The following is an 18876-nucleotide window of genomic DNA, read 5'->3' as shown; positions in this document are numbered from 1 at the left end:
ACGGTCGTTCGGAGACGATCAGTATCGCTGCCGTCACGGCCCGCTGTGACCGTCGTACGCTCACCATCCCAGGTACCCGAGGAGCCCCGACCGTGCACCGACCCCCCGACGCCGAGGCCGCCGCGGCCTCCATGGCCGCCGAGCTGGCCGCCGTGCGCCCCGATCTGCTGCCCCGGTTCACGGCCGAACTGCCGGGCGCGCGCGCCGCGGTGCTCACCCGGTTGTGGCGCGGTCTGGTCCACGACCCGATGCCGTGGGTGGAGCGCCGGGAGCCGGGCCGGGAGGGGCTGACCCTGCGGCTGGCCGACGGCCGGGCGCTGCACGGGCCGGCCTCGGACCCGTACGCCACCGACGCGTATGTCACCGGCGTCCTGCTGGACGGGGTGGCCTACGACGATCCGGCGCTGCTGGCGCGGGCGCTGGCGGTGCCGCACGCCGCGGCGCTGGCCGCCGAGGTCGACCACAGCGCGGCGTCGTTGGCGCTGTCGCGGGCCAACCGCCTGGTCTGCGACGGGGATGTGCCGGTGAGCGACTGGGAGTGGGAGCGCCGGGTCGTGGACGGGCATCCGTACCACCCCAACTGCCGCTCCCGGCCCGGCTTCACGGTGGCCGACCAGCTCGCCTACGCGCCGGAGCACGGCCCGGTGGTGGAGCTGAGGCTGGTTCCGGTACCGGCGGAGCAGTGCCTGGTGTCCGGCCACTGGCCGGCTCCGCTGCGCGACGGCGGGCGGACGCTGATCCCGGTGCACCCCTGGCAGGCGGCGCACGTCCTGAAGCAGCAGGGCGGTCCGGGGCCCGCCGCCCGGCCGCTGATGTCGCTGCGCACCCTGGCGCTGCCCGACGGTCCGCATGTCAAGACGGCGTTGAGCGCCCGGCTGACCTCGTCGGTGCGGGACATCTCGGTGGGTTCGATCACCGCCTCGGCGGCGCTGTCGGCGTTCGGCGAGGGCCTCGCGGCGCGCTCGGAGGGGCTGCTGCACGTCACCCGCACGCTGGGCGCGGTCACCGCCGACTCCCCCGACCTGGCGGCGATGCTGCGCGAGTCGCCGGCGGTGTACGCGGGGCCGGGCGAGCGGGTGGTGCCGGTCGCCGCGCTGGGGCTGACCGGGCTGCCGCGGGACCCGGCCTGGCTGGCCGAACTGGCGCGGCTGGCGCTGACGGTGGGGCTGCGGCTGCTGGAGCGGGGCGTGGCTCTGGAGGCGCACGGGCAGAACCTGCTGGTGGTGCTGTCGCCGACGGGCGCGCCGCTGCGGCTGGTCTACCGCGATCTGGCCGACATCCGGGTGAGCCCGGCCCGTGCGGCACGCGGCGGGCTGCCGCTGCCCGAGGGCATGCCGCAGCGGATCCTCACGGACGATGTGACGGCCCTGCGCCGCAAGCTGTTCGGCTCGCTGGTGGCGGGGGCGCTGGCGGCCACGGCGGGTTCGGGGCGGGCGCTGGGCACGGCGCTGGCGGCGGTCGTACGGGATCTGCCGCGCACCTCCGATCTCGCCGCGCTCACCGCGGAACCGGTGCCGACGAAGGCGCTGACCCTGATGCGCCTGTCGCCGGGGGCGCCCGGCGACCGGTGGACGGCCCTGCCGAACCCGCTGGCGGACACCCCGTTTTGATGACCGGCACCTCGGGTCAATAAGATCCGCCGATGATCACAAGAAAACGGTCGGCGGCAGGAGTGTGCGTCCTGTTCGCCGCCCTGGCCGCGGGGATCGCCGTCCCGACCGGGGCCGTGGCCGACGAGACCACGGCCACCGCGCCGAAGGTGAACCTGGTCCTCGACGTCAGCGGCTCGATGCGGGCCCGGGACATCGACGGCCAGTCCCGGATGGCGGCGGCGAAGCAGGCGTTCAACGAGGTGCTCGACGCCACCCCCGACGAGGTGCTGCTCGGCATCCGCACGCTCGGCGCCAACTACCCCGGTGACGACCGGAAGACGGGGTGCAAGGACACCGCCCAGCTCTACCCGGTGGGCCCGCTGGACCGGACCGAGGCCAAGACCGCGGTCGCCACGCTGAACCCGACCGGCTGGACCCCGATCGGCCCGGCGCTGCTGAAGGCGGCCGACGACCTGGAGGGCGGCACCGGCTCCAAGCGGATCGTGCTGATCAGCGACGGTGAGGACACCTGCGCCCCGCTCGACCCGTGCGAGGTGGCGCGCGAGATCGCGGCCAAGGGCATCGGCCTGACCATCGACACGCTGGGCCTGGTGCCCAACGCGAAGATGCGCCGGCAGCTCAGCTGCATCGCCGAGGCCACCGGCGGCACGTACACCTCGGTGGAGCACACCGAGGAACTGTCCGACAAGGTCAGCGACCTGGTGGACCGCGCGGCCGACCCGGTGGTGACGCCGGTGGCCACCGAGGGTGCCGGTGCCTGCGCCGGGGCACCGACGCTGACGTCCGGTCTGTACAGCGACCGCGCGGAGTTCGGGCAGCAGCGCTGGTACCGGGTGGACCTGGAGCCGGGCCAGGAGCTGCGCGCCTCGGTGAGCGTGGCCGCCGACCGGGCCGTCGCGCCCTCCTACGGTGTGCTGCTGCGGGCGGTGACCGTGCCCGGCCGTGAGATCGTGCGCGGTGAGGCGGCGGGCGACGGCCGTACCGACGTGATCTCCACGGGTCTGCGGTATCCGAAGGCGGACGACGACGAGGCGCCGACCGAGGGCGTCTGCCTCCAGGTGACCCACTCCTTCTCCGCCGCCTCCGGCGTCGAGACCACGCCCGGCCTCCCGCTGGAGCTGACCGTGGACGTCGTCGACGGCCCCGGTGACTCCGACGACGTGGCCTCCTTCGGTCTCGGGCGCGGCTGGTGGCTGCTGGGCGCGCTGATCCTGACCGGGTTCGTGGCCGGTCTGCTGTGGGGCTGGCTGTCGCGCTGGCGGATCGCGGTCTGGAGGACCAACTGATGCGTATCGCAAGGATGCTGGGCGCGGCCGTGCTGCTGCCGCTGCTGGCCGCCGCGCCCGCCGCCGCGGACCCGACCCCGTCCGCGAGCCCGTCCGAGGACGGCGGGGCGCCCACCCAGGCGGGCACCTCCTTCCGCACGGCGACGGAGATCGAGCAGGCCCAGACCGCCACCGCGAGCGGCTCCACCGGCGACTACCTGTACTGGTCCTTCCCCGCCGACTCCGGTCAGCGGCCCACCGTACGGGCCACCGTCAAGCTGCCCGACGCGCACGCCGCCCAGACCTGGCAGGTCGACGTCTACGACGGCCTGCGCCGCCGCCAGCCCTGCCAGTACGGCATGCAGACCCGCACGGCCGCGCCCGGCACCTCCTCCGTGGAGCTGGCCTGCGTCCTGCGCACCGTGCGCGCCTGGTCCGAACCGTGGGCGAACGACCCGCTGCCGGGCACGTACTACCTCCGCGTCACGGCCGTCGGCCTGACCACGGCCGACCGGGGCCTCCCGGTGGACGCCGAGGTGCGGGTGGAGTCCAAGGACATGGGCGGCGCGGCCGCGGTGGACGGCTCGCTCGGCGAGCCGCTGGTGCCGGGTGTCGCGATGACGTCCGACGCGGAGGGCGTGGACGACGCCGAGGCGGTCCTGTCCGCCGTCGATCCCGACGACGGCTGGTCCTCCGGCTGGTGGTCCGACCGCTGGATCTGGACCGCCGCGGGCGGCGTGCTGGCCGCCCTCGCGGGGATCGGCGGCTACCGGCTGACGCGGGGGGCGGGACGGCCTCCGCACGTTCCGCCGGGGGTCTGACACATCCGCGGGCCCGCCGCGCGCTGCCCTGCGCGGCGGGCCCCGCGCTGTCCTACGCCTCGCTCAGGGACGTCTGCCTCGGCGCATCGACGGTCAGGGACTCGGTGGTCAGCGCCTTGGCGGGCAGGGACGTGACGGCAGGGGACCTGGCGGTCAGGGACGTGGCGATCGCTCCGTCCCCGGTCACCTCCACCCGCCCGGCGCGCACCGCCTCGGCCAGCCCCACCTCACCGCGCACGACCGCCGAGCACGTCCCGGCGTCCATGACCAGCCGCGCGTCCGGCTCCCGCAGCGCCGGTCCGTCACCGTAGACCGGCCCCTCCTCGGCGCCGAGGAAGAGGTGGAAGTCCCCTTCCTCCAAGCGCACTTCGACCAGACCCGCGTCCTGAAGGGCCCGCTCCAGCAGGCCCAGCAGCGGCAGCGCGAACCAGTGCGCCCGGACCGCGTCGGTGGGCCTGCGCCCGCCCAGCTCGCCGCGCCCCCACTCCCCCAGCGCCAGCAGCACGGGCAGCAACGCGCGGCCCCGCCCGGTGAGTTCGTAGACGTAGGCCGCGCCGGGCGGCGGCAGCCGGCGCCGGGTCGCCAGGCCCTCGCGTTCCATGTCCTTCAGCCGGGAGGCCAGTACGTCCGTGCTGACACCCGGCAGGTCCGCGTGCAGGTCCGTGTAGCGGCGGGGCCCGGCGAGGAGTTCACGGACGATCAGCAGGGTCCAGCGGTCGCCGACGGCGTCGAGCGCGCGGGCGGCGGAGCAGTACTGGTCGTAGCTTCGGCGAGGCGACATGCGACGCAGTCTAGACATGTCGTTGGACTTTCCAAGCGGCCACTTGGTAAAACCAAGCATCACCCAGTCACCGGAGGGGCGCATGGAGTTCCGGCAGTCGAACAAGCTCAGCGAGGTCTGCTACGAGATCCGCGGCCCGGTGATCGAGCACGCCGACGCGCTGGAGGAGGCGGGGCACAGCGTGCTGCGGCTGAACACCGGCAACCCGGCGCTGTTCGGCTTCGAGGCGCCCGAGGAGATCCTCCAGGACATGATCCGGATGCTGCCGAGGGCGCACGGCTACACCGACTCGCGCGGCATCCTCTCCGCCCGCCGGGCCGTCGCCCAGCGCTACCAGACGCTGGGCCTGGAGGTGGACGTCGACGACGTGTTCCTCGGCAACGGCGTCTCCGAGCTGGTCTCGATGGCCGTACAGGCGCTGGTCGAGGACGGCGACGAGATCCTGATCCCCGCGCCCGACTTCCCGTTGTGGACGGCCGTGACGACCCTCGCGGGCGGCAGGGCGGTGCACTATCTGTGCGACGAGCAGGCCGAGTGGTACCCGGACCTCGCCGACATGGAGTCGAAGATCACCGACCGCACCAAGGCGGTGGTGATCATCAACCCGAACAACCCCACCGGTTCGGTCTATCCGAAGGAGATCGTCGAGGGCATCCTCGACCTCGCCCGCCGGCACGGCCTGATGGTCTTCGCCGACGAGATCTACGACCAGATCCTGTACGACGACGCCGTGCACCACTCGGCCGCCGCGCTCGCCCCCGACCTGGTCGTGCTCACCTTCTGCGGTCTGTCGAAGACGTACCGCGTGGCGGGCTTCCGCTCGGGCTGGCTGGTGGTGACCGGTCCCAAGCAGCACGCGAAGGACTACCTGGAGGGCCTGACCATGCTGGCCTCCATGCGGCTGTGCGCCAACGCGCCCGCCCAGTACGCCATCCAGGCCGCGCTCGGCGGCCGCCAGTCCATCCGCGAGCTCACCGCACCCGGCGGACGGCTGCGCGAGCAGCGGGACGTGGCCTGGGAGAAGCTCAACGAGATCCCGGGCGTGAGCTGTGTGAAGCCCAAGGGCGCGCTGTACGCGTTCCCGCGCATCGACCCCAAGGTGCATCCGATCCACGACGACGAGAGGTTCGTGCTGGATCTGCTGCTGCGGGAGAAGATCCAGGTGGTGCAGGGCACGGGCTTCAACTGGCCGGCGCCCGACCACTTCCGCATCCTGACGCTGCCGCACGCGCAGGACCTGGAGGCGGCGATCGGGCGGATCGGGCGCTTCCTCAGCGGATACCGGCAGTAGTCAGCCGGCGGCGGGCGGCAGGACCAGGGCGACGATCGCCGTGCCCGCGCGGCCGACCAGGGCGCGGCGGCCGCCGTCGAGGGCGGGCGGGGTGAGGCCGCGGATCCGGACACGGCGCGGGGCCTCGCCGAACAGGGTCCCCCGGACGGCCTTCACCGCGGCTTCCTTCAACGCCCATGCCGCCACGAGGTGTTCGGGCCGCTGCGTGACCAGGGCGCGCTCCTCGGGGACCAGGACGTGGTCCGCGGCCCGGCGCACCGAGGGGGCCGAGGACATCTCGCACACGTCCACCCCGACGGCCGTGGGCGAGACGGCCGCCGCGACGTGGTGGGCCGTATGGCTGAGGGAGATCCGGAGGGCGGGGAGGGACAGCATGGGGCTGCCGTCGTGGCGGGGCAGGATCTCCACGTGCGGGACGGGTGTCCCGGTCACCTCGGCCACCAGCCGCTTGGCCAGGATCCGGCCCGCCGCCCACTCCGCCTGCCGCCAGGGCGTCAGACCGCGGTGGACCTGCCGTTCGGCGGGGGTGAGCAGCGGCAGCGGTGACCAGGACGGCGACCGGTCGAGAGCGTCGCGCCGGGCCACGACGAGGGCGGCGGGGCCCCACCGGTGGATCCGGCCCGGCACGATCGGCGGGAACGCGTGCATGGCACCGCTCCGTTCACGCGACCGCGGCGGCGCGGGGTCCGGCGGCGTCCCGCAGCTCCCGCTCCAGCGTCGCCACCGTGTACCGGATCTGCTCGGGCGTGTGCTCGGAGGTGACGAAGAACCGCAGCCGGGCCAGCTCCTCCGGGACCGCGGGATGCAGGATCGGGTTGACGCTGACGCCCCGCTGGAAGAGCGCCTGCGCCAGCCGCAGCGTCCCCGCCGAGTCCCCGACGATGCACGGCACGATCGGGGTGCCCCGGCTGTCCCCGGTGTCGATGCCCGCCTCGCGGGCGAGGCGCAGGAACAGCGCGGCGTTCTTCCTGAGCCGGGCCGGCCGGTGCGGCTCGGCCCGCAGGGTGCGCAGCGCGGCCAGCGAGGCCGCCGCGGCGGCGGGGGTCATGCCGGCGCTGTAGACGAAGCCCGGAGCGGTGTAGCGGAGGTAGTCGACGACGGCTCGGTGCGCGCCGACGTAACCGCCGCACCCGGCCAGCGCCTTGGACAGGGTGCCCGCCCACAGGTCGACGTCCGCGCGGTCGACGCCGAAGTGCTCGCCGACCCCGCGCCCGGTCTCCCCGATCACCCCGATGCTGTGCGCCTCGTCGACCATCAGCAGCGCGCCGTGCCGCCGCTTGACCTCGACCAGCGCGGGCAGGTCGGCGATGTCGCCGTCCATGCTGTACACGCCCTCGACCACGACCAGCACCCGGCGGTACTGGTGGCGGACCCGGCTGAGCAGGGCGTCCAGGGCGGCCGCGTCGTTGTGCGGGAAGGGCCGCCTGGTGGCGCCGGAGAGCCGGCAGCCCTGGAGGATGCTGTCGTGGGCGAGCGCGTCGTGCACGATCAGGTCGCCCGGCCCGACGAGGTGCCCGATCACGGTGACGTTCGTGGCGTGCCCGCTGGTCATGGTGATCGCGTCCTCGGTGCCGAGGGTGCGGGCGAGTTCCCTCTCCAGCTCCACATGGAGCGGCCTGCTGCCGGACAGCAACCGGCTGGCCGACACGGACGCCCCGTACCGCTCGACGGCGTCCCGGACCGTGTCGATCACCTGGGGGTGCGTGGCCAGGCCCAGGTAGTTGTAGCCGGAGAAGGAGATCAGTTCCCGGCCCTCGACGACCGTACGGTCCGTCATGCCGCCCTCGTGGACCAGGAAGTAGGGGTTCGGCACCCGTAGTTCGCCGAGCAGGGCCATCCGCTCGCGGTGCGCGGTGACCTCGGGGAAGCACTCGATGCGCCGGTGCTCCTCGCCGGGGAGGGCGTCGGCCGTCCCGTCCCTCGTGGCACCCGCGACCAGTTCGGTGACGTCCGCGACGGTCGGCCGGGCGCACCGTTCGTCGATGGTCAGCGACGGCCAGCGGCTCCTGAGGGCGGTGAACAGGTCGGTCAGCATCAGGGAGTCGAAGCCGAGGTCGTCGACCAGGCGCTGGTCGCCGCGCAGATGGTCCGACGGGAAGGCGCTGACGCGGGCTATCTGCTCCAGTACGGCGGCCTCGGCTCCGGTGGCGGTGGGGGCGCCGCTCGGTGGGGAGGGGGTGTCGGTGGGTGCCGGGGAAGGGGCGTCGGTGGGTGCCGGGGAGGGTGTGTCGGTGGGTGCCGGGGACAGGGCGGGCAGGGCCTCGCCGAGGCGGGTGAGGACCGTCGTCTGCTGCTGGATGAGGTCGAGCAGTTCACGCATGGGGATCTCCTGGGTGGTGTCGGTGGTCGTGGCGGCGACCGGTGGCCGCGTCGGTGCGGTGGGCGGCCGTTCGGCCGCCGCCGGGTTCGTGCGCGTGGCGGCGCTCGGGCGGCGCAGCCAGTACGGCCGCGTGTCCAGCCGCGCCACCGGCAGGTCCAGCACGCGCCGGCCGTCCCCCGCCACCGCGGCCCGCGGATCGACCGGTACGCCGAGGACCGCCAGCCGGGCCAGGCAGCGCAGGAAGCCGCGCGCGTCGTCCGGCGCGTCCAGGGCGAGGACCCGGACGCCGTCGTGGCCGGTGAGGTTGCGGCGTACCGAGGTGAGGAGCGAACCGCCTCCCGTCACCTGGAGGAACACCCGGGCCCCGGCGTCGTGGGCGGCGCGCACGGCGTCGCCGAAGCGGACCGGCGCGGAGGCGTGACGGGCCCACAGCTCGCGCAGTTCCTCCGGGTCGCCGCACACCGCGCCGCTCACCGCCGACACGAACGGCAGCCGGGGCGCGGTAAGGGCCCGCCGGCCGAGGTCGGTGCGCATGGCGGCGTCCGCTCCCGCCAGCCGCGGCGAGTGGAAGGCGTTCGACACGTCGAGCGCCACGGTCGCGACGCCCGCCTCCGCGCAGACCCGGCCCAGGGTGGCGAGCCCTTCGAGGCTTCCGCTCACCACGATCTGCCGCGGCTGGTTGAAGCAGGCGAGCCACACGTCGTCGATGCCCCGCAGCAGCCGCCGGCAGGTCTCCACGTCCGCCTGTACGGCGAGCATGCCGCCGCGCGGCTCGGCCTCGGCCTCCCGCAGCACCGCGCCCCGGTGGGCGAGCAGCCGCAGGGTCTCGTCGGCGTCGAGGACACCGGCCGCGGCGGCCGCGGCGAACTCCCCGACGCTGTGCCCGAGGACGAGATCGGGAACGGCACCGCAGTCGGCGAGCAGCCGGGTCGCCGCGATCTGCACGGTGCCGAGCACGGGCTGGCAGACCTCCGTGGCGGCGAGCCGCCGCGGATCGGCAGCGCCGTGGAGCAGGTCCGCCACGTCCAGACCGGCCACGGCGCCGAGGGTGCCGACCGTCCGGCGGAAGCCGGGGAAGCGCCGGTGCAGGTCCCGCAGCATGCCGGGCCGCTGGCTGCCCTGGCCGGGGAAGAGGAAGGCGAGGCGGCGTTCGTGGGGCCGCAGGGGCGCGTCGGCGGCGAAGGCGTCGTCGCCGAGGTCGTCGCGGACGCCGTCGGCCAGTTGGCGGCGGGCCCGGCGCAGCCGCTCGGTGAACTCGGCGGCGTCGGCGGCCACGACGGCCAGTCTGCTGGGCAGTGGTTCGCGCCCGCCGAGGGTGTGGGCCAGGGCCGCCATCGAGGGGGTGGGCGTGTGCTCCAGCGTGTCGAGCAGGTCGTCGAGGTGCCGCCGCAGCAGCTGGGGGCTGCCCGCCGAGACCAGGGCGAGCTGGGGCTCGGCGGCCGTGGGCCTCGCCCGGGCCGGGCGGCGTACGGGCGCGGGCGCCTCCTGGAGCACCACATGGGCGTTGGTGCCGCCGAAGCCGAAGGAGCTGACGGCGGCGCAGCGCGGGGCGTCGCCGTCCGGCCACGGGCGGGCGGTGTCGGCGAGGCGCAGTCCGGCGGCGTCCAGCCCGAGGTCCGGGTGCGGGACGACGTCGGGCTGCGGCACGACCGTACGGTGGTGCACGACCAGGGCCGTCTTGATCAGGCCCGCGATGCCCGCCGCGGACAGCGAGTGCCCGATCAGGGCCTTGGCGGAGGACAGGTAGCAGGGGCTCGGGTCCGCCTCCCGCAGCCGCCGCAGCGCCTCCACCTCGACGCGGTCGCCCACGGCCGTGGCGGTGCCGTGGGCCTCGATGAAGCCCGCGGCGGAGGGCGGCAGGCCGGCGTCGGCCCAGGCACGGCGCATCGCCCTCAACTGGCCCTCGGCGACGGGGCTCAGCGGTCCGGGGGCGGCGCCGTCGTTGGCCGTGCCGGTGCCCTTGACGACGGCGTAGATCCGGTCCCCGGCGGCCATTGCGTCCGCGAGCGGCCGCAGGACGACCGCTCCGGCGCCCTCCCCGAGCACGAAGCCGTCGGCCCGCTCGTCGAACGGGCGGCACACCCCGCGGGCCGACAGGGCGCCGACGCGGGAGAAGCCCACCAGGCTGTCGGGCGTGAGGCTGAGGTAGACGCCGCCGACGACGGCCGTCCGGCAGGTGCCGGCGCGCAGGTGGAGCACCGCCTGGTCGAGGGCGATCAGGGAGCTGGAGCAGGCGGCGTCGACGGCGAAGCTGGGGCCGCCGAGGTCGAAGTGCCGGCTCACGGCGGCGGGCGCCATGTTGAGCAGGCTGCCCGGCAGGGTGAACGCGTCGATGGGGCCGAGCTGTTCGGCGGCACGGGCCCTGAGCTGCCGTGCGAGCGCCGCGTCGGCGGCGCCGCCGAGGGAGCCGTCGGCAAGGCCGGTGGCCCGCAGCCGGGCCGTCATCAGCTCCTTGTAGTCGGACACGGAGAGGCCGAAGAACACCCCGGTGCTCTCCCGGTCGAAGCCGCCCCGGCCCAGTCCCGCGTCGTCCAGTGCCTCACGGGTGACGTCGAGCATCAGCCGGTGCTGCGGGTCCGTCGCCTCGACGCGGCGGGGCGGCAGTCCGTAGTGCAGGGCGGCGAAGCGGTCGACGCCGTCCAGGAAGGCGACCTGGTCGGTGTACGCGGTGTCGGTGGCGCGCCGGTCGCCGGGCGCGTGGAAGGTGTCGTGGTTCCAGCGGTCCTTCGGGACGGGCGCGAACTGCCGTTGTGCGCCGAGGAGGAGCTTCCAGTACGCGTGGTGGTCGGGTGCGCCGGGGAAGCGGCAGCCGAGTCCGACGATGGCGATGTCGCGGGCGGTGCCGGGGCGCTCGGTGGCGGTCATGGGGAGGTCCTGTTCTGTGCCGGTGAGGTGGACGGGGGGCGGTGCCGCGGGGGCGGCGGGACGGGCGGCGGGCGGGGTGGGGGCACGGTCGGCGTGCGGGGACGCCGCGGCCACCAGTTGAGACCGCCGGCGAGCCGCATCAGTGCGGGGACGAGGACACCGCGCACGAGGGTCGCGTCGAGCAGGACGCCGAGGCCCGCGCCGATCCCGAAGAACTGCAGCAGGGACACCTTCGAGGTGCCGAAGCTCAGCAGGGTGAAGGCGAGCAGCGCGCCGGCGGTCGTGACGATGCCGCCGGTGCGGGCGATGCCGGTCACGATCGCCTCGGCGGTGCCGTGCCCGGCGTCGTGCGCCTCCTTGATGCGGGCCAGCACGAAGACCTCGTAGTCGACGGAGAGCCCGAAGACGATGCAGAACAGCAGCACCGGCATGGTGGTGCTGAGCGGTCCGGGTGTGAAGCCGAGCAGGGTGTGCAGATGTCCGTCCTGGAAGATCCACACCATGGGTCCGAAGACGGCGGCCAGGCCGAGGACGTTCAGCGCGATCGCCTTCAGCGGCAGGACCAGGCTGCCGGAGAACAGGAACAGCAGGACGAACGTGCTGCCGGCGATCAGCCCGGCCGCGAGCGGCAGCCGCCGGGCGATGGTGTCCTTCGCGTCCACCAGCGCCGCGCTCGGACCTCCGACGTGGATGTCGGTGCCCTCCGGGGTGGGCACCCGGCGGATGGCGCGGACCAGGCGCTGGGCGGCGTCGGACTGCGGATCGACCGACGGCACGACCGTGAGGATCGCCGGGTCGCCGGGGCCGGACGGGAGGGGCCCGGACGGGGCGGAACCGGTCGTCGCGGCCCCGGTCGCCGCGGAGCCGGGAGGGGCGGCGTCCGGCGGGGCCGGGGCGGCCCGCTCGCCGTCCCGCCAGACGCCGGACGGGCCCGTCACCTCGGCCACGCCCGGCAGCGCGGACAGCTGGGGCGCGTAGTCGAGGGCGGTCTGGGGGGTGCGGCTGGTGGTGAAGACGGTGAGGGCGCCCGCGCTCTTCACGTCGAACGTGTCGCGGATCAGGTCGCCTGCCTGCCGGCTGGAGGCGGTCGGCGGCAGGGTCCGGTCGTCGGGGGTGGCGAACCCGGCGTGCGTGACGGGCGCGGCGAGCAGGACGAGCAGGCCCAGTACCGGCAGGGCCCACAGCAGCGGACGGCGTACGACCCGGCGGGCCAGCCCCTCCCAGAACCGCGACGAGGCCCCGGCGCGGGCCCTGCGGCGCCACGGCACCGCCCCGGCGTTCACCCGCCGGCCGAGCAGGACCAGCAGCGCGGGCAGCACCGTCACGGCGGCCACCGCGGCCAGGGCCACCACGGGGATGCCCGCGTAGGCGAAGGAGCGCAGGAAGTACGGCGGGAAGACGAGCAGGGGCGCCAGTGCCGCGCAGACCGTGGCGGCGCTGAAGAAGATGGTGTGCCCCGCGGTGAGCACGGTCCGCCGGGCGGCCTCGCGCGGCTCGTGCCCCGCGCCGAGCTCCTCGCGGAAGCGGGAGACGACGAGCAGCCCGTAGTCGATGCCGAGGCCGAGGCCGAGCGCGGTGGTGAGGTTCAGGGCGAACACCGACACATCGGTGAGGCCGCCGAGCAGATGGAGCGCCAGCAGGCTGCCGCCGATCGCCACGACCCCGATCAGCAGGGGCAGGGCCGCCGCCACCAGGCTGCCGAACACCACGACCAGCAGCAGGAGCGTGCCGGGCAGGACGACGGCCTCGGCGCGGCGCAGGTCGGCGGCGGTGATCTCCTGCGTCTCGGCGTCGGCGAGCGCGGTGCCGCCCACATGCACCCGCAGAGCCGGCTCCGCGCCCCGCGTCAGCGCCGCGCGGACCCGCTCGGCGCGGGGCCCGAGGTGGTCCGCGTCCCCGTCGAGGCGGGCGAGCAGCAGGGCGGTACGGCCGTCCCGGCCGCGCAGGGCGCTCGTACCGTCGGGCCAGTACGAGTCGACGGCGCCGACGTGCGGCTGGGCGGCGAGGCGCCGGGTCAGGTCCGCGCCGGCGCGGGCCGCGGCCGGGTCGTCGACGCCGTGCGGGGCCTCGGCGACCACGACCAGGTTGGCCGCCGCACCGCGGTGGGCGGGGGTCACCCGCGCTGAGAAGGCGGAGTCGGAGCGGGGGTCGTCGTAGCCCTGGGTCTTGAGCCGCTCCGTCGCTCCCCCGCCGCACAGCACCGCCAGCACCAGGAAGGCCAGGGCGGCGAGCAGCACCGGCCGGGGGCGACGGATCGCGACGGCGCCGAGCCAGCGGTACATGCGGCCTCCTTGCGGAGCGGTCGTCCGCTCCGGGCGGTCGCACGGTGCGGTGGACCTCCACGGTCGCCGCCGGCCGGGGTCCCGCCCCAGACCCGGCTGTTCGTTTCTTGTGCGCGGACGGTGGCTGTGCTAGCGGCCGGTCCGGGCGACCTGCGGCACCCCGCCGACGGGCGGGCCCGCGCGGGCCCGGTTGTCAGACCCCCGGCGTAGCCTGCGCAGCAGTGGCCCGCGCAGGGAGGAGGAGCAGGCATGACCCGTCCGCCGACCGCCGCGCAGCGGCGGGTGATCGACGCCGCCGATCCCGTCACCGGGAGGCTGAAGGGGACACAGGCGCAGCTCGCGGCGCTGGTGAAGCGGGGGCTGGCCTTCCGGCATCCGCGGCCGCCGCACGATCACTTCCTGACGCCGGCGGGGCATCGGGTGCGCGAGGCGCGGACGGCGGCACCGCAGGAGGCGGCTCGCCCGTCCGACGGGGGCGTCTTCGTCGCATGGGTCGGCGGCGAGGAGGCGCCGCCCGAGGCCGGGCCTGCCCGGACCCGCGAGGTGCACAGCGCCTGGCAGGGGCTGCTGGAGCTGCGGCGGATGACGAACCCGGACGGGGCGCTGGACCGGCCCTGCGGCTGGGAGCGGACGCATCTGGTCCGGGCGGCCGCGCTCGCCCTGGAGGCCGCGGGGCATCCGCCGGCCGGTCCGCAGGGCGGTCCGGGGTACCGGGTGCGGGCGACCCCGCAGCCGGACGCCGTCGCCGTGTACGACGCGGACCCGGCCGCGCTGCCGGGCTGCGCGGCCACGCTGGAGCGGGCGGGCTGGCAGACCGGGGAGCACACCGAGCCCCGTACCCGGGTGCGGTATCTGCTCGCCTCGCCGCGGCGGGCGTGAGCCGCATGACAGGATCGCTGCATTCAGCACACAGTTCGCGACCACGAGGGGAAGCAGTGAGCGAGCCGTTCTCCGTACCGGTGACCGTCCGTGGCTACGAGACCGACACCCAGGGCCACCTCAACCAGGCCGTGTACCTCAACTACGCCGAGCACGCCCGCTGGTCGCTGCTCCAGGCCGCTGGCATCCGCCAGGCCGACCTGGTGGCCAGAGGGGTCGGCCCGGTGGCCCTGGAGACCACCATCCGCTACCGGCGCGAACTGCTCGCCGGTGACGAGGTGGAGGTGACCTGCGGTTTCGTGTGGGGCGAGGGCAAGACGTTCCGTATCGAGCAGACCATCCGCACAGCGGACGGCACCGTCGCCGCCGAGATCGAGGCCGTCGGCGGTCTGATGGACCTCACGGCACGGCGGCTGGTACCCGACCCGCGCGAGCGCTTCAAGGAGCTCGCCGCGGACCCGGCCCTGTTCGGGCTCTAGGCCGTGTCCGCAAAGTCCAGTCTGCCCCGCGACGCCTGGCACGCGCTCTCGCCGCACCGGGAGAAAGCCCAAGTACGTCCAGTACGAGGGCTTCCACCCGGCACGCCGAGAGCACGCACCAGACGCCGCGGGGCCCGCCCTCCGGGCGGACGACGGGACTTTGCGGACACGACCTAGGCCCTACGCGGCCGGCCGGTCCTCCTCGTCGTAGGCGGCGCGGGACTCGGCGATGTAGACCCTGTTGCGCTCGGCCCAGTCGGTCAGGCGTTGCAGGGTCTCGTGCAACTCCCGCGCGACCGGCGTCAGTTCGTACTCCACGCGCGGTGGCACGGTCGGATGCGCCGTGCGCTTCACGAGCCCGTCGCGCTCCAGGTTCCGCAGGGTCAGGGTCAGCATCCGGCGGCTGATGCCCTCGATGCCGCGCTCCAACTCCGTGAAGCGGATGGGCCCGTGGGCCGCCGCGACCAGGATCTGCACGCTCCACTTGCCGGCGACCCGGTCAAGGACCTCGCGCACGGGGCAGGCGTGCGCGTTCACGACCTCCGGGGTGATCCCCGTGTTCCCTCGGGACATGGCAGTGCCTCCTTATGGCGGGTTCATGATCCTCCCCTGCACGCCCCCGTCACAAGTCGTGCGCCGCGCCGCGGGCCGCCTCCCTCCAGACGTTCAGGTCGACCTGCAGGAAGGCGATCTCCGACAGCGTGGTCTGCTTGATCCGGAGCACCAGCACACCGATGTCGCCGTGGGAGTTCTGGACGCAGAACTGGCTGCCGTCCGCCGCCGCCACCAGGGACCAGGTGCGGTACTCCGGGCCGGTGGCCCCGCTGAGCAGGGTGCGGCACACGTCGAGGGAGGCCGCCTTGCCGTTGAACAGCTGCACGAACACGCTGGTGTCGCTCTCGAGCGCGCAGTCGGGGTCGTCCTCGCAGTCGAGGCGGATGTCCCCCTTGCGGTCGGTGCGCAGCATCGGCTCCCGCAGGCTCAGGGAGTTCTCCGTGTCGAGCAGGACGGGGGCCAGCAGGAGGGGGCGCGGTGAACCGGGGACGATCGCGGGGGGCTGGGACGCCCGTAGGGTCCCCTCGCCGGACGGCGACGCCGGGGACGGTACGGACTCCCGCGAGGCGGAGGCCGAGGGTGCGCTGCCCGTGGCCCGCCCGGCGAACCGGTCCCCGGTGGCGATCCAGGTCAGGCCCGCCACCACCAGCGTCCCGGCCGCCGCGGCCGCGATCAGGGCGGTACGTGGTCTGTGCCGCGTCCGGCGCGGGGGGCGGCTCAGGGGCAGCGTGGCGGCCGAGGTCGGCGGTGCCGCGGGGGCCGGGACCGCCGGTTCGGGCCCCATGACCTCGCGCCAGACGGGCGGGCCCGCGCCGGCGTCCGTGTCCAGCCGCTGCCGGCACCACTCGACGACCTCCGCCGGGGTGGCCCGCTGCTCCGGATCGGGAGCCAGGCACCGGGCGATCAGCGGGCGCAGCGGCTCGGGCAGCCGGGCCAGGTCGGGGTCCTCGTGGACGATCCGGTACAGCAGGACGGGCGCCGGGCCGTCCCCGTAGAGCGGTTCGCCGAGGGCGGCGAAGGCGGCCGTCTGGCCGAGGGCGAAGACATCGGTCGCCGGGGTGATCTGACCGGCGGTGGCCTGCTCGGGGGCCATGAAGTGGGGGGTGCCGACGGCGGAGCCGGTGGCGGTGTACGAGGAGAGGCCGGCGCCCAGGGAGATGCCGAAGTCGATGACCCGCGGGCCGTCGGCGGCCAGCAGCACGTTGGACGGCTTGAGGTCCCGGTGCACGAGGCCCGCCGCGTGGATCGCCTGGAGCGCCTCGGCCACGCCGGCCATCAGCCAGAGCACGGCGGGGACGGGGAGCGGGCCGCGCCGGGCGACCGCCTCGGTGAGGGAGGGGCCGGGCACGTACAGCGTGGCGAGCCAGGGCGGTTCCCCGTCGGTGTCGGCGTCGACCACCTCGGCGGTGTAGGCGCCCCTGACCCGCCGGGCGGCCGCCACCTCCCGGCGGAACCGCCGCCGGAAGGCCGGGTCGTCGGCGAGCTCGGGCCGCACCACCTTGACCGCCACCGGGCGGCCGCCCTGGGTGTGGGCCAGATAGACCCGGCCCATGCCGCCCGCGCCGAGCCGGGCGGTGAGCCGGTACCCGGCCACGACGGCGGGGTCGTCCGCCTGAAGGGGCGGGAACGCCGCCTCGGTGGCGCTGCTCATCGGCCCGCTCGCCCCCCGCTCCTTGATCCCCTCATCGCCGCCAGAAGCCTAAAGGAGGTGCGACCGGCCCGCTGACCTGGGATGCTCCCTCTCCATGGCCGCCCGACGCATCAAGCCCAGCCGCTATATCTCCGTCGACATCGAGGCCGACGGCCCCATTCCCGGCCCGTACTCGATGCTCAGCCTCGGCGCCGCCGTGGCCGGCGTGCAGGACGCCGAGGGGTTCACCCCGGCCGACCCGGAACGGGACACCTTCTACCGGGAACTGCGGCCGATCAGCGAGGACTTCGTGCCGGAGGCGCTGGCCGTCAGCGGCCTCGACCGGGAGCGGCTGAGGGCCGAGGGCGCCGAACCGGCCGTGGCCCTCGCCGAGTTCGCCGACTGGGTGCGGGAGGTGAGCGCCGGGGCCCAGCCGGTGATGTGCGGCTATCCGGCGTCGTACGACTGGACGTTTCTGTACTGGTACCTGATGCGCTTCACCGGCGGCAGCCCGTTCGGGCACTCGGGCTGTCTGGACATGAAGACGCTGTACGCCACGAAGGCGGGGCTGCCGCTGCGGGCGGTCGCCAAGGGCACCATGCCCCGGGAACTGCTGTCACGGCGCCGCCACACGCATCATGCGCTGGACGACGCCGTGGAGCAGGCGGAGCTGTTCGCGAACCTTATGACGTGGCGGGGGCCTGCTTCGCCGCCGACGGGGCCGCGGGCGTGAGCTCCTCGCCCGCCTCCATCGGGTGGGTCACGTCGTGGGCGTCGCTGCCCTGACCGAGGTGGTTGAAGACGAAGTTCAGCAGCACCGCGGCCACACAGCCGGTGGAGATGCCCGAGTCGAGGACGATCTTCGCGGTCTCGGGGAAGGAGTGGTAGAACTCCGGCGCGGTGATCGGGATGATGCCCACGGCCAGGGAGACGGCGACGATGAGGACGTTGTTGTCCTTGTCGAGTCCGGCCCGGACCAGGGTCTGGATGCCGCTGGCGGCGACCGAGCCGAACAGGACCACTCCGGCGCCGCCGAGGACGGGGCGGGGGACCACGGCGATCAGCGAGGCGGCCATCGGGCACAGGCCCATCAGGACCAGGAAGCCGCCGCCCGTCGCCACGACGTAGCGGCTGCGGATCTTCGTCATCGCGACCAGGCCGATGTTCTGCGCGAAGGCGCTGCACATGAAGCCGTTGAACAGGGGGCTGATCGCCGAGCCGAGGGTGTCGGCGCGCAGGCCCGCCGCGATGGTCTTCTCGTCGGCCGGGCGGTCGACGATCTCGCCGAGGGCGAGCATGTCGGCGGTGGACTCGGTCATCGACACCACCATCACCACGCACAGCGAGAGGATCGCGGCGAGCTGGAACTGGGGCGCTCCGAAGTGGAAGGGCGTGGGGAAGCCGACGATGTCCGCGTCCGCCACCGGGCCGAAGTCCGTCACTCCGAAGGGGATGGCGATGAGGGTGCCGGCGACCAGGCCCAGCAGCACGGCGATCTGCTTGACGAAGCCGCGGGTGAAGCGGCGCAGCAGCAGGACGATCAGCAGGGTGATGGCCGCGAGGCCCAGGTTGGTGGTCGAACCGAAGTCGTCCGCCGCCGGGTTGGGGCCCTGGGCCCAGCCGAAGGCGACCGGCAGCAGGGAGATGCCGATCAGCGTGATCACCGTGCCGGTGACGACCGGCGGGAAGAAGCGGACCATCTTGCTGAAGAAGGGCGACGCGAAGAAGCCCAGGACACCGGCGACGATGACCGCGCCGAAGATGATCGGCAGCGCGTCGGACTTGTCGTCGGTGGAGGCGACGATCGCCGTCATGGGGGCGACACCGGCGAAGGTGACGCCGTTGACGAACGGCAGCCGGGCGCCGATCTTCCAGATGCCGAGGGTCTGCAGGAAGGTGGCGAGGCCGGCGGTGAACAGACAGGCGCCGGTGAGGAAGGTCAGCTCGCTGGCGGTCAGGCCGATGGCCGCGCCGACGATCAGGGGCGGGGCGACGACGCCCGCGTACATGGCGGCCACATGCTGCAGGCCGGTGGTCGCCATTTTGAGGGCGGGGAGTTTCTCGTCGACGGGGTGGGCGGACACGGGCGGCTCCT

The 18876-nt window shown here is 74.5% G+C and carries 14 protein-coding genes; 7 read left to right on the top strand and 7 right to left on the bottom strand.

Annotated elements, in window-relative coordinates; translation table 11 throughout:
- Positions 1 to 92: 92 nt before the first annotated feature.
- From ACSU6M_RS27170 to ACSU6M_RS27160, 3 genes are read left to right on the top strand one after another with little or no spacing between them, the layout of a single operon-like run.
- Positions 93 to 1610, top strand: a complete 1518-nt coding sequence (locus tag ACSU6M_RS27170; RefSeq protein ID WP_437073067.1) for an IucA/IucC family protein — start codon at positions 93 to 95, stop codon at positions 1608 to 1610.
- Between the two features lie 32 nt (positions 1611 to 1642).
- Entirely contained in the window at positions 1643 to 2899 is a 1257-nt protein-coding gene (locus ACSU6M_RS27165; RefSeq protein ID WP_437073065.1) for a VWA domain-containing protein, read from the top strand.
- Positions 2899 to 3699 carry a hypothetical protein gene (locus ACSU6M_RS27160; RefSeq protein ID WP_437073064.1) on the top strand — a complete coding sequence of 267 codons (801 nt, stop codon included), beginning with the start codon at positions 2899 to 2901 and terminating at the stop codon, positions 3697 to 3699. Before ACSU6M_RS27165 ends, ACSU6M_RS27160 begins: the two co-directional genes overlap by 1 nt.
- 52 nt (positions 3700 to 3751) lie before the next feature.
- On the opposite strand, the gene ACSU6M_RS27155 is transcribed toward ACSU6M_RS27160, so the two are convergent.
- Positions 3752 to 4480, bottom strand: a complete 729-nt coding sequence (locus ACSU6M_RS27155; protein ID WP_437073062.1) for a winged helix-turn-helix transcriptional regulator — start codon at positions 4478 to 4480, stop codon at positions 3752 to 3754.
- 82 nt (positions 4481 to 4562) lie between these two features.
- On the opposite strand from ACSU6M_RS27155, the gene ACSU6M_RS27150 reads away from it, so the two are divergent.
- Complete coding sequence (locus tag ACSU6M_RS27150) at positions 4563 to 5771, top strand: pyridoxal phosphate-dependent aminotransferase (protein WP_437073060.1); 1209 nt, start codon at positions 4563 to 4565, stop codon at positions 5769 to 5771.
- On the opposite strand, the gene ACSU6M_RS27145 is transcribed toward ACSU6M_RS27150, so the two are convergent.
- From ACSU6M_RS27145 to ACSU6M_RS27135, 3 genes are read right to left on the bottom strand one after another with little or no spacing between them, the layout of a single operon-like run.
- Complete coding sequence (locus ACSU6M_RS27145; RefSeq protein ID WP_437073059.1) at positions 5772 to 6419, bottom strand: 4'-phosphopantetheinyl transferase family protein; 648 nt, start codon at positions 6417 to 6419, stop codon at positions 5772 to 5774.
- 13 nt (positions 6420 to 6432) lie between these two features.
- The gene (locus ACSU6M_RS27140) at positions 6433 to 10956 is read right to left on the bottom strand and encodes a type I polyketide synthase (protein WP_437073058.1); all 4524 of its coding nucleotides are present in this window, start codon (positions 10954 to 10956) and stop codon (positions 6433 to 6435) included.
- On the bottom strand, positions 10953 to 13238 hold the full coding sequence (locus ACSU6M_RS27135) for an MMPL family transporter (RefSeq protein WP_437073056.1): 2286 nt from the start codon (positions 13236 to 13238) through the stop codon (positions 10953 to 10955). Before ACSU6M_RS27135 ends, ACSU6M_RS27140 begins: the two co-directional genes overlap by 4 nt.
- Before the next feature lie 249 nt (positions 13239 to 13487).
- Between ACSU6M_RS27135 and ACSU6M_RS27130 the strand changes: the two genes are divergently transcribed.
- Complete coding sequence (locus ACSU6M_RS27130) at positions 13488 to 14117, top strand: hypothetical protein (RefSeq protein ID WP_437073054.1); 630 nt, start codon at positions 13488 to 13490, stop codon at positions 14115 to 14117.
- A 56-nt stretch (positions 14118 to 14173) separates the two neighbouring features.
- Positions 14174 to 14596 carry an acyl-CoA thioesterase gene (locus ACSU6M_RS27125; RefSeq protein WP_437073053.1) on the top strand — a complete coding sequence of 141 codons (423 nt, stop codon included), beginning with the start codon at positions 14174 to 14176 and terminating at the stop codon, positions 14594 to 14596.
- A gap of 180 nt (positions 14597 to 14776) precedes the next feature.
- Here ACSU6M_RS27125 and ACSU6M_RS27120 read toward each other — a convergent pair whose 3' ends face one another.
- Positions 14777 to 15169, bottom strand: a complete 393-nt coding sequence (locus ACSU6M_RS27120) for a winged helix-turn-helix transcriptional regulator (RefSeq protein ID WP_437073051.1) — start codon at positions 15167 to 15169, stop codon at positions 14777 to 14779.
- Positions 15170 to 15218: 49 nt separating this feature from the next.
- Positions 15219 to 16802, bottom strand: coding sequence for a protein kinase domain-containing protein (locus ACSU6M_RS27115; protein WP_437073049.1), 1584 nt, complete (start codon positions 16800 to 16802; stop codon positions 15219 to 15221).
- Positions 16803 to 16896: 94 nt separating this feature from the next.
- On the opposite strand from ACSU6M_RS27115, the gene ACSU6M_RS27110 reads away from it, so the two are divergent.
- Positions 16897 to 17514 carry a 3'-5' exonuclease gene (locus ACSU6M_RS27110; RefSeq protein ID WP_437073047.1) on the top strand — a complete coding sequence of 206 codons (618 nt, stop codon included), beginning with the start codon at positions 16897 to 16899 and terminating at the stop codon, positions 17512 to 17514.
- Here ACSU6M_RS27110 and ACSU6M_RS27105 read toward each other — a convergent pair.
- Complete coding sequence (locus tag ACSU6M_RS27105; RefSeq protein WP_437073046.1) at positions 17465 to 18865, bottom strand: nucleobase:cation symporter-2 family protein; 1401 nt, start codon at positions 18863 to 18865, stop codon at positions 17465 to 17467. The genes ACSU6M_RS27110 and ACSU6M_RS27105 overlap by 50 nt on opposite strands.
- Between the last annotated feature and the right edge of the window lie 11 nt (positions 18866 to 18876).

It is taken from the genome of Streptomyces sp. enrichment culture (genome assembly GCF_964272895.1).
Classification (GTDB): domain Bacteria; phylum Actinomycetota; class Actinomycetes; order Streptomycetales; family Streptomycetaceae; genus Streptomyces.
This window is presented reverse-complemented; position numbering and strand designations above follow the sequence as displayed.

What these genes read in the sequence shown, in the direction of transcription:
- ACSU6M_RS27145 (WP_437073059.1), bottom strand. Translation starts at nt 6,419, where the DNA reads ATGCACGCGTTCCCGCCGATCGTGCCGGGCCGGATCCACCGGTGGGGC.
- ACSU6M_RS27140 (WP_437073058.1), bottom strand. Translation starts at nt 10,956, where the DNA reads ATGACCGCCACCGAGCGCCCCGGCACCGCCCGCGACATCGCCATCGTC.
- ACSU6M_RS27115 (WP_437073049.1), bottom strand. Translation starts at nt 16,802, where the DNA reads ATGAGCAGCGCCACCGAGGCGGCGTTCCCGCCCCTTCAGGCGGACGAC.
- ACSU6M_RS27155 (WP_437073062.1), bottom strand. Translation starts at nt 4,480, where the DNA reads ATGTCGCCTCGCCGAAGCTACGACCAGTACTGCTCCGCCGCCCGCGCG.
- ACSU6M_RS27110 (WP_437073047.1), top strand. Translation starts at nt 16,897, where the DNA reads ATGGCCGCCCGACGCATCAAGCCCAGCCGCTATATCTCCGTCGACATC.
- ACSU6M_RS27135 (WP_437073056.1), bottom strand. Translation starts at nt 13,238, where the DNA reads ATGTACCGCTGGCTCGGCGCCGTCGCGATCCGTCGCCCCCGGCCGGTG.
- ACSU6M_RS27150 (WP_437073060.1), top strand. Translation starts at nt 4,563, where the DNA reads ATGGAGTTCCGGCAGTCGAACAAGCTCAGCGAGGTCTGCTACGAGATC.
- ACSU6M_RS27160 (WP_437073064.1), top strand. Translation starts at nt 2,899, where the DNA reads ATGCGTATCGCAAGGATGCTGGGCGCGGCCGTGCTGCTGCCGCTGCTG.
- ACSU6M_RS27165 (WP_437073065.1), top strand. Translation starts at nt 1,643, where the DNA reads ATGATCACAAGAAAACGGTCGGCGGCAGGAGTGTGCGTCCTGTTCGCC.
- ACSU6M_RS27130 (WP_437073054.1), top strand. Translation starts at nt 13,488, where the DNA reads ATGACCCGTCCGCCGACCGCCGCGCAGCGGCGGGTGATCGACGCCGCC.
- ACSU6M_RS27120 (WP_437073051.1), bottom strand. Translation starts at nt 15,169, where the DNA reads ATGTCCCGAGGGAACACGGGGATCACCCCGGAGGTCGTGAACGCGCAC.